Source organism: Pseudarthrobacter polychromogenes, assembly GCF_014644495.1.
Lineage (GTDB): Bacteria > Actinomycetota > Actinomycetes > Actinomycetales > Micrococcaceae > Arthrobacter > Arthrobacter polychromogenes.
The window spans coordinates 168,290-182,150 of record NZ_BMKU01000009.1; the positions used below are offsets into that span (position 1 = coordinate 168,290).

Sequence of the window (13,861 nt, forward strand, 5' to 3'; positions counted from 1 at the left end):
GCTACGTCAGCTGCATCCGGCTCACCGTAGCGGCGCCTTCCAGCACCAGTCGGAAGGCGCCGCTGCCCTCGCGGAATGCTGTGCCGGAACGAAGCTGTATTCGCAGTTCTCCGCTGCAGCCCGGGGCAACCCTGGCGCTCCCCACGGTGTTCCAGGTGTCGGCTGGTCCGGGTATCTGGATGCGCACCAGGCCGGCAGGGCCTGCAGGTTCGCTGGAAACTACATCAAGCAGCACCTGGTTGCCGTCGGCAGGGGCCGGCTCCCAGCCGCGGTAGAGCGCCCAGCCGGGCCGGGTAGTGTCCGCCGGGGCTATCGCCGTGCCGGCCAGGGGTGTTTCGGGCACCAGGGCCAGATTGTGGCAGGAGTCGAAGTTCGCTGCCCGGAACCACCGCCCGGAGCGGCGCCCAGGACCGGCTTTGCCAGATACGGTGAGCGGCACCGCCAGCGGAAGATCCTCCGCGGATGCGCCCACCAGGAACTGATACGTTCCCGGCTCCACCAGCATCCGTTCTTCCACCACGCTGTAGGTTGCCAGCCTGTGCAGCGGAACCCGGATCCTTGCCGTGGCCGCGCCTCCCGCCGGAACCTCCACCCGCTGGTGGCCCACCAACAGGCGGCGGGGGAACTCGAAGCGGTGGTCCGGAGCGGACGCATACACCTGCACCAGTTCCGACGCCGGGCGCGCACCCGTGTTGCGCAGCTCCACCGCCAGTTCTGCCTGGTCCGCGCCCTGGGGGCCTTCGCCCGGCAGTTCGCGCAGGGCCACGGATTCGTAGTGCACCTCGCCGTACGTCAGGCCGTGCCCCAGTGCGAACAAGGGTTCCGCGCGGCTGTACAGGTAGGTGGAGCGGGAGGTGATGATGTCGTAGTCCAGGATGTCCGCAAGGTCCCCGTCCCGGCGGAACCAGGTCTGCGGCAGCCGCCCGGACGGCTCCGTGTCACCGCTCAGGATATCCGCCACACCGTTGCCCAGCTCCTGCCCGCCGTGGGACGTCCAGACGATGGCCGGCGTATCGGCGAGCGCGCCGAGGGCATAAGGGTAGGAGGACGCAATTACCAACACAGTGCGCGGGTTGGCCTCACGCACCACGCGGACCAGTTCCTGGTCTGCCAGCGGGAGGTCCAGGGTGGTGCGGTCCAGCGTCTCCCGGCCTCCGAGGTGCGGGTCGTTTCCCACCACCACGACGGCGGTGCGGGCAGTGGACGCGGCCTGCCGGGCAGCCTCGTGGCCGGACTTGAGCGTACGGAGCACAAAGCGGTCGGCCGTGCCGGCGCCGGGAACAAGGGCAGCGCTCGCCGTGCCCGCTTCAACGCGAAGCCATTTCCCGGTCCCCACATGCTGCAGCGCGGCAGTGCCGTCCGTGGCACGGTCCAACCGGAACGTCTCCTGCACCACCCAGCCGCCCACACGGTCAGCCGTGGCGCGCAGGTACCCGTCCCCCGTGTCCGTCACGAACTTCCCGGTCAGTTGCGACTGGAGGGTCAGCTCTCCCTTGCCCCAGTCTTTGACGATAAACCGCTCCGCTTCGCCGGGAGCAGCGGCCCATGCGGTCAGGACGGCAGTGCCGTCCCCGCCCAGGTACCCGCCGGTCCGGACGCTCCGCAGGGCCACGACGTCGGCACCTTCCTCGGCAACGACGCCGGCTCCGGTACTTCCGCCGTAGCGGCGGGTGATTCCGTCGGCGATGCTGACCTCGTCCTGCAGGGTTCCGCTGTACCAGTCGCTCAGCACCCGTGACCCCAGCGTCCCGATGACGGCGATGGTTCCGGGGTCGCTGCCCAGCGGGAGCAGGCCGGTGCCGGCGTCGGAGGCGTCCCCGGTCCCGGGATCGTTGCGCAGCACCACCACGGACTTTGCGGCTGCTTCCCGTGCCAGCCGGACGTGGGCGGCCGCGCCGATGGCGTCCGTCCCGATCGTGGCATAGGGATCGTTTTCCGGCGTGAACTCGCCGGTCCTGGCACGGAGCGTGAGGAGCCGCAGCACCGCCCGGTCAATGTCGGCCTCGCTGATGAGGCCCTTCTCAAGCGCCTCATTGACGTAGGCGATGGACGGCGCCGGGTTGTCGCCGTCGTCCGTAAAGCTGTCCACCCCGGCGTGGAGGGCGGCCGCGTAGGCTGCCGGGCCGTCGTCGAAATACTTCTCCGCCCGGAAGAGGGAACCTGGCGCGCCGGCGTCCGTCACAATGGTGACCGACTCCCCGTTGCGCCACTGCCGCAGCTCGGACTGCACCAGGTCGGAGACGTGGGCGGGCCGGCCGTTCACCAGGTTGTAGGACAGCATCACCGCCCCCGCCGCCCCGTCCTCGATGGGGGAGCGGTACGCCGGAAGTTCGTATTCGTGCAGGACGCGGGGGCTGAGGGTGCTGGAGGTGACGTTCCTGTCCAGCTCGTTGTTGTAGCCGAGGAAGTGCTTGAGGGTGGGGACGGTCAGCCAGGTGCGCGGGTCCCTGCCCTTGAGGCCGCGGCAGTAGGCGCCGGCCAGCTGCGCGGTGAGGTGCGGGTCCTCGGAGAAGCCTTCCTCGTTGCGCCCCCACAAGGGGTGCCGGAGCGGGTTCACCACCGGCGCCCAGGCGTTCAGGCCCACGGACGGATCCTCCGCCTTCTTCCCGCGGAGCTCAAGGCCCGTGGCCTCGCCGAGCCGTTCGATCAGGCCGACATCCCAGGTGGCGGCCATGCCCACGGGCTGCGGAAAGACGGTGGCCGGTCCGAGCCAGGCAACACCGTGCGCGGCCTCCGCGCCCGTGTGGAAAGGCGCCAGCCCCAGCTCCGGAACAGCCGGGGCGTGCTGGTGCAGCATGGCCACCTTCTGCTCAAGGGACAGTGTGCGGAGGATCTGGTGGGCCAGATCTGCAGCGTGTCCAGTCCCGGCGTCAGCGGCAGGGGAGGGAAGGATGGCGGGTTCTAGACGCACGGCAGTCCAATCAGCGGGTTATCGAATCGCTTATACAAATTCTGGCGACACCCAGTGTTGCACTCCCGCTTGTGAGGCGCAACACATTTTGCCCTTGCCGGATCCAGTGCTGGTGTCATACCCTGATCCAAGTCGAATCGGTTCGATGAATCATTGAATCTTCCTCATTGGCTCACACACAAAGGAGTGCTGTCATGCTCGGTTCCCAGGTAGACCCGTCAAGGGGACGCCCCCATAAATCCGCCAGCCGCCTGCTCAACGAGGCCTCCGGCGGCGTCAACCGCCGTTCCTTCCTCGGCATCCTCAGCGGTGCGGTGTTCCTGGCGGCAGCCCCTGCAGCGCTGACGGCCTGCTCGGGAGGCGCCGCGCCGCAGGCAGCCACTTCCGGAAGCCTGGCCGAAACGGTGGCCAAGCTGGTGCCCGCCTACAAGCCCCTCGAACTGGTCACACCGGACATCCCCTCCGTGAACGGCTCCACGCCGGGCTTCACCAGCATCCCCTCGTCCCTGGTCAAGTCCGTGCCCACGCCTCCCGGAAGCGGCGGAACCTACACGGCCATGACGCCCGCCTGGTGGGCCGTCCCGCCTGCGCTGCCGGAAAACAGCTACTACAAGGCGGTCAACGAAAAGCTCGGCGCCACCATCAACTTCCAGGTCAACGATGGCAACGCCTACGCGGACAAGGTGCAGACAGTCCTCGCCTCGCCCAAGGACGTGCCGGACTGGATGGTCATTCCGGGATGGAACCTGCCGCCGCGCTTCGGGCAGGCGGCTGCGGGCGTCTTCCAGGACCTCTCCGAATTCATCGCAGGGGACAAAGTCAACAAATACCCCAACCTGGCGAACATTCCGACGGCCGCGTGGAAGATGGGCTGTTTCGAGGGCGGCCTTTACGGGCTGCCCTACCCCGGCGCCCTGATCTCGGACGCCATCTTCTACCGCGCGGACCTCTTCGAGGAACTCGGAGTCAAGCCGCCCACGTCCGCCGACGAATACCGCACGCTGGCCAAGGAACTCACGGACGAATCCAAGAACCGCTGGGGTTCCGAGGACGTCTGGAACGGCGCGCAGATCATGCACGGCGTTGTCCCCAAGTGGAAGCAGGTGGACGGCAAGCTGCAGAACAAGGTGGAAACGGACGAGTATCGGGCTGCGCTTGAGTGGACGGCGAAACTGTTCGCCGACGGCTCGGTCCACCCGGACGCCGTGGCCGGCAACGCGCAGCAGTCCAAGCAGCGCTTCGAATCCGGTGCCTCCCTGATGGCCTCGGACGGCATGGGCTCCTGGCACGAGGCCCTGGCCCGCGTCCTTCCCTCCAACCCGAAGTTCAACATGCAGCCCATGGACTACTTCGCCCCTGACGGCGGCAAGCCCACCCTGTTCCGGGCCCAGCCGGCAGCGATCTTCAGCTTCATCAAGAAAACGGACCCCGCCAAGGTGGAGGAGATGCTGGCGCTGGCCAACTTCATGGCGGCCCCTTTCGGCACCGAGGAGAACGTGCTGATCAACAACGGCGTGGAGGGCGTGCACTTCACCAGGGACGCACAGGGCATCCCGAAGGCCACGGCCAAGGGCACCGAGGAGGTCACCAGCACCTACGCGTTCCTGGTGAACGCCCCGATCGTGAACTCAATGGTCCAGTACCCGGGGCTGGTGCAGTCCCAGTCCGAGTGGGAGGCACGCCAGGCACCCAACGTTGTGGAGGACGCCTTCTTCGGCATGCAGATCCAGGAACCGGCCAAGTTCGGCTCACTGTCCAAGCCGTTTGACGATCTGGCCAAGGACATCATCCGCGGACGCAAGAGCATGAAGGACCTCGACGCCGAACTCGCCACCTGGAAGAGCAAGGGCGGCGACGAACTCCGGGACTTCTACGCCGGATTCCTGGCCTAGGAGATGGCCAGGATGAGCACCGGAACAGAGCGCACAGCAGCGCCGCGGCAGGAGGTCGCCGCGGCGCAGGACAGTGGGCATTCGGCAGGAAGTACGACGGCGGCTGGCGGGTTGGGTGCCCCGGGGCAGGGCGGCGGCTCAGGTGGCGGCGGGGCAACTGCCGGCAGCACGGCCCTCCCCCTGAGGCCGAAGGCCAACCTCAAACTGCGGTTCAACCGGGACCGCTCCTTGGTGTTCATGGCACTGCCCGCCGTGATCCTGCTGGCGATTTTCGCGTACCTGCCCATGCTGGGCAACGTGGTGGCCTTCCAGGACTACTCCCCGTATGTGGGGATTCCGGCCAGCCCCTGGGTGGGGCTGGACAACTTCGCGCGGGTGCTGGCGGACCCCGACTTCTGGCTGGCCGTCAAGAACACGCTGGTGATCACGGCGTTCCAGCTGGTGTTCTTCTTCCCAATCCCCATTGCCCTGGCCATGCTGCTCAACTCCCTGGTCAACCCGCGGCTCCGGGCAGCCATCCAGGCCGTGGTGTACCTGCCGCACTTCTTTTCCTGGGTGCTGGTGGTCTCCGTCTTCCAGCAGATCTTCGGCGGGGCGGGGCTGCTGAACCAGTCGCTGCGCGCCAACGGCTGGCAGGCCGTGGACATCATGACCAACCCGGACACGTTCCTGTTCCTGCTCACCTCCCAGGCCATCTGGAAGGACGCAGGCTGGGGCATCATCGTGTTCCTCGCAGCCCTCAGCGCCATCGATCCCGCGCAGTATGAAGCAGCGGCGGTGGACGGTGCCGGCCGGTGGAAGCGCATGTGGCACGTCACCCTTCCCGGGCTCCGCAGCGTCATCGTTCTGCTGCTCATCCTGAGGCTGGGGGACTCGCTGACCGTGGGCTTCGAGCAGATGATCCTGCAGCGGGACGCCGTGGGAGCCGAGGCCTCCGAAGTCCTGGACACCTTCGTGTACTACACCGGCGTGCAGAACGGCGACTGGAGCTACGCTGCCGCCGCAGGCCTGATCAAGGGCCTGGTGAGCCTGGCGCTGATCCTGACCGCCAACAAAGTTGCCCACATCTTCGGTGAGAGCGGTGTCTATTCCAAATGAGCACACTAACCAACAAGGCGCACACGCCAGACAGTGCCGCTAAACCACCCAGGCAGCCGCGCACCAAACCGGAACGCCCTATCTGGGACGAAGAACCCGGAGCGGCGGCGAAGGCCGGCAAGATCGTGGTGCTCGCCGTCGTCGTCCTGGCAGTCCTCGGGCCGCTGTACACGATCGTCCTCACCAGCATCTCCTCCCAGGCAACCATCACGCAGGCCGGCGGGCTGGTCCTGGTCCCCGGGGAAATCTCCTTCGCCGCCTACCAGCAGATCCTCAGCGGCGGGGTGGTCACCAGGGCGGTGCTGGTCAGCGTGGGCGTCACGGCCACCGGAACGGCCCTGAGCATGGTGGTGTCCATCCTCTGCGCCTACGGCCTGTCCCGGCCGGGGTCCTTCGCCCACACGCCTATCCTGTTCACCCTGCTGATCACCATGTTCTTCAGCGCAGGCATCATCCCGGCGTACCTGCTGGTGTCCGGCCTGGGCCTGATCAACACCTACTGGGCGCTGATCCTGCCCAGCTGCATCTCCGTGTTCAACATCATCATCCTGCGCGGCTTCTTCATGGGCATCGACCGGGGGATCCTGGACAGCGCCAGGATTGACGGCGCCAGCGAGTGGCGCACCCTCACCCAGATCGTGCTGCCCATGTCCAAGGCCGTCACCGCCGTCATCGCCCTGTTTTACGGGGTGGGCTACTGGAACGCGTTCTTCAACGCCATCCTCTACATCAACGACAGCTCCATGAACCCGCTGCAGGTGGTGCTCCGGTCCTACGTGCTCCAGGGTGTTTCTGTGCCCGGCCAGGTGGATGTTGGCACCGGGGCGGCGGCAGGCCCGGCGCTGCAGATGGCCGTGATCGTGCTCGCCATGATCCCCATCCTGATCGTCTACCCCTTCGTGCAGAAGCACTTCACCAAAGGTGTGATGATCGGCGCGGTCAAGGGATGAGCGTTCCCGTGTCCCTGCGGCAGCTGTCAGCGGACCGCCGCGGTGCTTGCCCCCTCGGAGAGGGTGGGGGCGATGAGCCGCAGCTCGGCGGGCTTGGCCAGGCTCAGCCGGTCCATCACCATCTCCACGGCGGCGCGGCCGATGTCCATGGCGGGGATGGACACCGCCGTCCAGGGCAGGAAGGCGGACGTGGCCACATCGGCCGGGGCAATGACCACCACCGAGATGTCTTCCGGGACGGAGAGGCTGTGCGCGGCGAGGTTCTCGCGCAGGATGGGCAGCAGTCCCTCGTTGTGCACCAGGAGGGCGGTGATGGCCTCCGGACCGGCGAAGACCTTGTCCAGCGCGCGGGCCAGGTCCTTGGAGTTCGCCTCGCAGGCCACCGAGACATGCGTGACCTCAAGTTCCCGGCATGCCTCCTCGAAACCGCGCAGGGCCCGGTCCGCATAGGTGGCGTGCCGGCGCAGCGAGGCGGGCGGGGAACCGATGAAGGCGATGCCGCGGTGGCCCAGCTCCACCAGATGGCGGACCGCGGTGCGGGAGGCGCCGGCGAAGTCGAAGTCAACGCAGCTGAGGCCACGCGGATCGTCCGGCATGCCGATCAGCACTGCGGGCTTGTCCAGCTTGGCCAGCACGGGGATGCGCGGATCGCGGGCCTCGATGTCCATCATCACCAGGCCGTCCACCATGGACTGGGACGTCACCCGCTCAATGCTGCCGGCGTCGTCCTGGGTCAGGAGCAGGACGTCCTGGTTGAACGTCCGGGCCGTAGTCACCACGGCGGTGACGAACTGCATCACCACTCCCACGTTGACGTCCGCGCGGAGGGGCACCACCAGCCCCAGGACGTTGGAGCGGCTGGAGGCCAGAGCGCGGGCACTGGACCGGGGACTGTACTTCAGCCGCCGCATGGCCGCTTCGACGATTTCGCGGGTTTCTTTCGATATGGGACGGTTCCCGCTCATCACGTAGGACACGGTGCTCGTGGAAACCCCTGCCTCTTTGGCCACGTCACTGATGGTCGCCGCCGTTGAAGCCTTTCGATTACTCATATCCATCATTTAACCAAGGAATTCCATGCATCCTCGAAGCCACGGCCTGAGCGCCGTGACAGAGCGGGCCGGGCTGCTCTTCGGCGCCGATTACAACCCCGAGCAGTGGCCGGAGGAAAGCTGGCCGGAGGACATCCGGCTGATGCAGCAGGCCGGCATCAACCTGGTCACCCTCGGCGTCTTCAGCTGGGCACGCCTGCAGCCAACCGAGGGCACCTGGGACTTCGGCTGGCTTGACCGGATCCTTGCCCTCCTCGACGAGGGAAACATCAAGGTCTGCCTGGCCACGCCCACCGCATCGCCGCCGCCCTGGCTGGGGCACCGCTACCCCAGCACGCTGCCCACGGACGCCGCCGGGACGACGCTCTGGTACGGCTCCCGCAACCAGTTCTCGCCGTCGTCGGCCGTGTACCGCAGCGCCGCACGGCAGGTCACCGCAGCGCTCGCCGAGCGGTACGGCCAGCACCCCGCCGTGGTGATGTGGCACGTGGGGAACGAGCTGGGACAGATCAGTTACGACGACGAAACGGCCGCCGCGTTCCGCACCTGGCTGCTGCGCCGCTACGGCTCCCTGGAACACCTGAACTCGGCCTGGGGGACCACTTTCTGGAGCCAGGGCTACAGCACCTGGGAGGAAATCCTGCCGCCGCGCACGGCGCCGTACCTCCACAACCCCACGCAGGTCCTGGACTTCAAGCGCTTTACCTCGGAGTCGCTGCTCGGACTTTTCACCGCTGAACGGGACATCATCCGCCAGTACTCCCCGGCTGTACCGGTCACCACCAACCTGATGGGGTTCTTCCGCGGCGCGGACTACTTCAGCTTCGCGGGGGAAACGGACCTGGTGGGCAACAACTGGTACACCGATCCCGGGCAACCGCAGACCTGGGAACTGGGCGCCCTCACCCACGACCTGTGCCGCGGACTGGCCGGCGGCACACCCTGGCTGCTGATGGAATCGGCAGCCTCCGCGGTGAACTGGCGGCCCCACAACAGCGCCAAGGAACCCGGGGCCCTCCGCGTGGATTCGTTCTCCGCCCTGGCCCGCGGCTCCGACGGCATCTGCTTCTTCCAGTTCCGCCAGTCCGCCTTCGGCGCCGAACGCTTCCACTCCGCCGTGGTGCCGCTGGCAGGGGAGGACACCCGGTTGTTCCGCGAAGTCGCGGAGCTCGGCTCCCAGTTGCAGGACCTGCGGCTCCTCGCCGGGACCCCGGCGCCGTCCCGGATCGCTGTCCTCTTCGACTGGAACAGCTGGTGGGCGGCGGAGGCCCCGGACTGCCCCACGGACCGGCTCGGCGTCCTGGACCAGCTGCAGGCCTACTACCGGCCGCTGCTGCGGCGCGGCCTTGCCGCGGAGGTGGTGCATCCCTCAACGCCGCTGGACCGGTTCGACCTGGTGCTCGTCCCCAGCCTCTTCCTCCTCACCGAGGACCACGCCGGGGCGCTGACGTCCTGGGTGCACCGGGGCGGGACGGCCGTCGTCGGGCCCTTCACCGGGGTGGCGGACAGCAACGGCCACCTCCGGCAGGGGCGGTTCCCCTCTGTCCTGGCGCCCATGCTCGGCGTCAGCGGCGAGGAATGGCGGCCCCTGGCGGAAGGAATCGGCCTCGACTTCGCGGCGCCCCCGGACGGCGTCTCCGCAGATGCACCCGCCGGCATCCAGGCCACTGTCTGGTCCGAGGACCTCCGCCTGGACGGCCCCGGCGCCTCGGCGGCGGCCACGTTTGCCTCAGGCGCCCTGGCTGGAAAACCGGCGGTAGTCCGGAACAGCCACGGCAGCGGCACCGCCTGGTACGCCGGGTGCGACCTCCCCGGTCCTGCGCTGGGCCACATCGTGGGGGAGGCCCTGGCGGCAGCCCGCATCTCCTCGCCGGTGGCAGGAACGCTGCCGGACGACGTCGAACTCGCCACCCGCGGCGGCCACCACTTCCTGCTGAACCACGGCGCGGAACCACGCACCGTGACGCTCACCGGGCAGTCTGTGGACGTGCTCACCGGGGACGCCTGCGGGCCCCGCCTGGCCCTGGAACCGTACGGCGCCCTGGTCCTCAAAGACAGCCCAGACCCTCTTGAGAACGGAAACTGACATCCCATGAAATTTACCGACGGCTACTGGCTGTACCGCAAAGGCTTCTCGGCGCTGCACCCGCGCGACGTCTCGGACGTGGTGGAGGACGAGCGGACCCTAACGGTCTACGCACCCACCAAGCGCATCACCTCCCGCGGCGATGCCCTGAACCTTCCCCAGCTGACGGTCACCTTCGACGCGCCCCTGCCGGACGTCATCGGCGTGACCATCGAGCACTTCCAGGGCGGGCTGGACAACGGCCCGCACTTTGACGTGAACCGCACGGGACCGGCGCCGCAGTTCAGCCGGGACGCGGACACGGCCAGCATTACCTCCGGCGGGCTCACGGCACGGATCAGCACGGACGGGGACTGGGGCGTCGATTTCCTGGGGAACGGCAGGCTGCTGACCACCTCCACGCCGCGCAGCGTTGGCGTCATCACGGACGACGGCGGGCGGACCTTTGTGCACGAACAGCTCAGCCTGGGCGTGGGCACCAATGTGTACGGCCTGGGCGAGCGCTTCGGCGCGTTCGTCAAGAACGGCCAGTCGGTAGACATCTGGAACGAGGACGGCGGCACCTCCAGCGACCTCGCCTACAAGAACGTGCCGTTCTTCATCACCAACGACGGCTACGGGGTGTTCGTGAACCACCCGGAGAAGGTGTCCTTCGAGGTGGGGTCGGAGGTGGTGTCCCGCACCCAGTTCAGCGTGGAGGGCCAGAGGCTCCAGTACTTCATCATCCACGGGCCCTCGCCCAAGGACATCATCCGCCGGTACACCGAACTGACCGGGCGGCCATCGCGGATCCCGGCCTGGTCCTACGGCCTGTGGCTCTCCACCTCCTTCACCACGGACTACGACGAAAAGACCGTGAACTCGTTCATTGACGGCATGGAGGAGCGGAAGCTGCCCCTGTCCGTCTTCCACTTCGACTGCCACTGGATGAGGTCCTTCCACTGGAGCGACTTCGTCTGGGACCCCGCCACGTTCCCGGACCCGGAAGGCATGCTGGCCCGGCTCCACGACCGGGGGCTGAAGGTCTGCGTCTGGATCAACCCGTACATCGCCCAGCGCTCGCACTTGTTCCGGGAGGGGCTGGAGCGGGGCTTCCTGGTCAAACGGCCGGACGGGTCGGTGTGGCAGTGGGACATGTGGCAGGCCGGCATGGGGCTGGTGGACTTCACCAACCCGGACGCCGTGCTCTGGTACCAAGACAAGCTCCGCGGCCTGCTGGGCCAGGGCGTGGACTCGTTCAAGACGGACTTCGGCGAGCGCATCCCCACCGATGTGGTGTGGCACGACGGCTCCGATCCGGACAGGATGCACAACTACTACGCGCAGCTGTACAACAGGACGGTTTTCGACCTGCTGTCCAAGGAACTGGGCGAAGGCGAAGCCGTGGTGTTTGCCCGTTCTGCCACGGCCGGCGGCCAGACCATGCCGGTGCACTGGGGCGGGGACTGCGAGTCCACGTTTGCTGCCATGGCTGAATCGCTGCGCGGCGGGCTGTCCCTGGCGGCGTCGGGCTTCTCCTTCTGGAGCCACGACATCGGCGGCTTTGAGGGCACGCCCGAGCCGGAGATCTTCAAGCGGTGGATCGCGTTCGGCCTGCTGTCCTCGCACTCGAGGCTCCACGGGTCCAACTCCTACCGTGTGCCGTGGCTGGTGGATGAGGAATCCGTGGACGTGCTCCGGCACTTCACGGAGCAGAAGATGCGGCTGATGCCCTACCTGCAGATGGCGGCGGAGCAGGCGTACGCGGAGGGGATTCCCCTGATGCGTCCGCTCTTTATGGAGTTCCCCGAGGACCCGGGCTGCGCGCACCTGGACCGGCAGTACATGCTGGGGCCGGACATCCTGGTGGCACCGGTCATGGACCCGTCCGGCACCGTGTCCTTCTACCTGCCCGAGGGCACCTGGACGCACCTGGAAACAGGGGAGCAGCTGGCGGGCCCGCGCTGGCACCGCAAGGAGTATTCGGTGATGCAGGCTGCCACCTGGGTCAGGGAAGGGGCTGTGCTGCCCATCGGTACAGTGTCGGACCGGCCGGACTACGACTGGGCACGGGACATGCAGTTCCGGGCGTTCGCCGCGGCGGACGGGACACGGCACATTGCTGTGCCCTCGCCGGACGGTTCCACCACGGACTTTGAGGTGACCGTCAGCGGCGGCGACGTGTCCGCCGTCGTAGCCTGATGGAATCTGTCACCGAGGCGAGGATACCCGCAGCCATGAAAACCCTGGGCCGCACCGGCCTCCCTGTCACCGATGTATGCGTTGGCACGAGTTCGCTGGGAAACCACCCGCGGAACGGCACCGCGGCGGAGCGGACGGCAACGGCAGTGGCGGCCGTCCGCGCCGCCCTGGCCGGGCCCTTCAACTTCCTGGACACCTCCAACGAATACGGTCACGACGGCGGCAGCGAGCGCTGGATCGGGCAGGCCATCCGGGAAGCGGGCGGGCTGCCGGAAGGCTTTGTCCTGTCCACGAAGGTGGATCCCATCCTGGGGACGGCGGACTTCTCCGGCGACCGTGTCCGGCGCAGCGTGGAGGAGAGCCTTGAGCGGCTGGGGCTGGACAGGCTGCCGCTGGTCCACCTCCATGATCCGGAGAAGATCAGCTTCGGGGAGGGTGTTGCGGCGGGCGGGCCGTTGGAGGCGCTCGTTGATCTGAGGGACCAAGGGGTGATTGGGCACCTCGGCGTGGCCGGCGGACCCATCGACCTGGAACTGAAGTACCTGGCCCTGGATGTGTTCGACGTGGTGATCAGCCACAACCGGTACACGCTGGTGGACCAGACGGCGGATCCGCTCATCGAGAACGCACGACGGCGGGGCGTCGCCTTCATCAATGCCGCGCCTTTTGGCGGCGGCCTGCTGGTGAAGGGGCCCGATGCCACCACCAACTACTGTTACCGGCCGGCCAGCCCGGAACTGCTGGGCCGTGTCCGGGAGATGCAGGAGCTCTGCCGCGAGTATTCGGTGCCGCTCGCCGCCGCGGCCCTGCAGTTCTCCACCCGCAATCCCCGCATCACCTCAACCATCGTGGGGATGGCGGAGCCCGGGCGGGTGGCCGAAACCGCCCGCCTGGCGCAGTGGAGCATCCCGGAGGACTTCTGGGAACGCATGCTGCCGCTGGCCGCAGCCGGGAACGCGGATTTAAGGTAGAGAGTCAGTACACGGAATCGGGCTGGGGGCTACGGGACATATTTACGGGAGTCACCGGCCGGGGGACGAACTCCACGATGCCGCGACGATTGCAGTGGTGCCGCCGCGGTCCTCACCTGGTCCCCGAGACGTGACTGTCTCCCAAGGGTTTCGAGGCGATTTGATGTGTAGCGTTTGGGGCACCTTCACCGGGCAATTTTGCGGGCGGGTCTTACGGGAATCGTCGGGCACCGGGATGCCACGCTCCTCAATGGAAATCATCTGTCTGTCGCACTGACCCGGCTGGGGACCGGCTAACGGGCGACTTCGATCTGGGTCGGGGCAGGATTCATCCTGCCTAGGCGGCGATCTGATCCACGAAGGTTCCCCACACCAAAAGTGCTCCTGATAAGGCCATCAGTCCGCCAACGATCCAACCAGAAGATCGGGGAAGCGAATTGGTATTGCCGCGTGCCTGGCTCATGAAATTTCGCATCAGGATGACGAGAGCCGCCACAAAGCACAGGAGCGCCGCGCCTAAAATCCAAGCATATTGAGGGGTCGTGTTCCGCAAACCCATAACGTATCCGATTACAAGGAACACGATGCCAAAACCCAGTACCGCAGCTAGGACTCGGGCGATGCCACGAGGATTTCTCCCGTTGTACTTGGGACTGCCCCCGGTTTTGTTGACTCCTTGACCTAGCGAGCTTGTGCTCGTGGAAGGATGTTGACCATGCC

Annotated in this window: 9 protein-coding genes; 6 read left to right on the forward strand and 3 right to left on the reverse strand. The window is 67.1% G+C overall.

Translation table 11 applies throughout. The features are described from left to right. Position 1: 1 nt before the first annotated feature. Positions 2-2,911, reverse strand: a complete 2,910-nt coding sequence (locus tag IEX43_RS14895) for a glycoside hydrolase family 3 C-terminal domain-containing protein (protein WP_229666479.1) — start codon at positions 2,909-2,911, stop codon at positions 2-4. A gap of 194 nt (positions 2,912-3,105) precedes the next feature. On the opposite strand from IEX43_RS14895, the gene IEX43_RS14900 reads away from it, so the two are divergent. The 3 genes from IEX43_RS14900 to IEX43_RS14910 are packed head-to-tail and all read left to right on the forward strand — an operon-like array spanning position 3,106 to position 6,851. Beyond that, entirely contained in the window at positions 3,106-4,803 is a 1,698-nt protein-coding gene (locus IEX43_RS14900) for an extracellular solute-binding protein (RefSeq protein WP_188731182.1), read from the forward strand. 12 nt (positions 4,804-4,815) lie between these two features. Beyond that, positions 4,816-5,901, forward strand: coding sequence for an ABC transporter permease (locus IEX43_RS14905; protein ID WP_377102599.1), 1,086 nt, complete (start codon positions 4,816-4,818; stop codon positions 5,899-5,901). After that, positions 5,898-6,851: a carbohydrate ABC transporter permease gene (locus IEX43_RS14910; RefSeq protein WP_188812166.1), complete on the forward strand. Its 954-nt coding sequence runs from the start codon at positions 5,898-5,900 to the stop codon at positions 6,849-6,851. The genes IEX43_RS14905 and IEX43_RS14910 overlap by 4 nt, the downstream gene beginning before the upstream one ends. 26 nt (positions 6,852-6,877) lie before the next feature. Here the strand turns inward: IEX43_RS14910 and IEX43_RS14915 are convergent, their stop codons facing one another. Beyond that, entirely contained in the window at positions 6,878-7,903 is a 1,026-nt protein-coding gene (locus IEX43_RS14915) for a LacI family DNA-binding transcriptional regulator (RefSeq protein WP_174176318.1), read from the reverse strand. A gap of 25 nt (positions 7,904-7,928) precedes the next feature. On the opposite strand from IEX43_RS14915, the gene IEX43_RS14920 reads away from it, so the two are divergent. The 3 genes from IEX43_RS14920 to IEX43_RS14930 are packed head-to-tail and all read left to right on the forward strand — an operon-like array spanning position 7,929 to position 13,141. Then, positions 7,929-9,989, forward strand: coding sequence for a beta-galactosidase (locus IEX43_RS14920; protein ID WP_188812168.1), 2,061 nt, complete (start codon positions 7,929-7,931; stop codon positions 9,987-9,989). A gap of 6 nt (positions 9,990-9,995) precedes the next feature. After that, a complete protein-coding gene (gene yicI, locus IEX43_RS14925) occupies positions 9,996-12,170 on the forward strand; it encodes an alpha-xylosidase (RefSeq protein ID WP_188812170.1) in 2,175 nt (724 codons plus the stop codon). Next, positions 12,170-13,141, forward strand: coding sequence for an aldo/keto reductase (locus tag IEX43_RS14930; protein ID WP_188812172.1), 972 nt, complete (start codon positions 12,170-12,172; stop codon positions 13,139-13,141). Before yicI ends, IEX43_RS14930 begins: the two co-directional genes overlap by 1 nt. A gap of 337 nt (positions 13,142-13,478) precedes the next feature. Here IEX43_RS14930 and IEX43_RS20325 read toward each other — a convergent pair. Continuing rightward, positions 13,479-13,861 (reverse strand): hypothetical protein (locus IEX43_RS20325; protein ID WP_229666480.1); only part of this gene is annotated, 383 nt, incomplete at its 5' end.

Excerpts from the sequence above, each read along its gene's own strand:
- IEX43_RS14900 (WP_188731182.1), top strand. The coding sequence starts at position 3,106 with ATGCTCGGTTCCCAGGTAGACCCGTCAAGGGGACGCCCCCATAAATCC.
- IEX43_RS14905 (WP_377102599.1), top strand. The coding sequence starts at position 4,816 with ATGAGCACCGGAACAGAGCGCACAGCAGCGCCGCGGCAGGAGGTCGCC.
- IEX43_RS14910 (WP_188812166.1), top strand. The coding sequence starts at position 5,898 with ATGAGCACACTAACCAACAAGGCGCACACGCCAGACAGTGCCGCTAAA.
- IEX43_RS14915 (WP_174176318.1), bottom strand. The coding sequence starts at position 7,903 with ATGAGTAATCGAAAGGCTTCAACGGCGGCGACCATCAGTGACGTGGCC.
- IEX43_RS14920 (WP_188812168.1), top strand. The coding sequence starts at position 7,929 with ATGCATCCTCGAAGCCACGGCCTGAGCGCCGTGACAGAGCGGGCCGGG.
- yicI (WP_188812170.1), top strand. The coding sequence starts at position 9,996 with ATGAAATTTACCGACGGCTACTGGCTGTACCGCAAAGGCTTCTCGGCG.
- IEX43_RS14930 (WP_188812172.1), top strand. The coding sequence starts at position 12,170 with ATGGAATCTGTCACCGAGGCGAGGATACCCGCAGCCATGAAAACCCTG.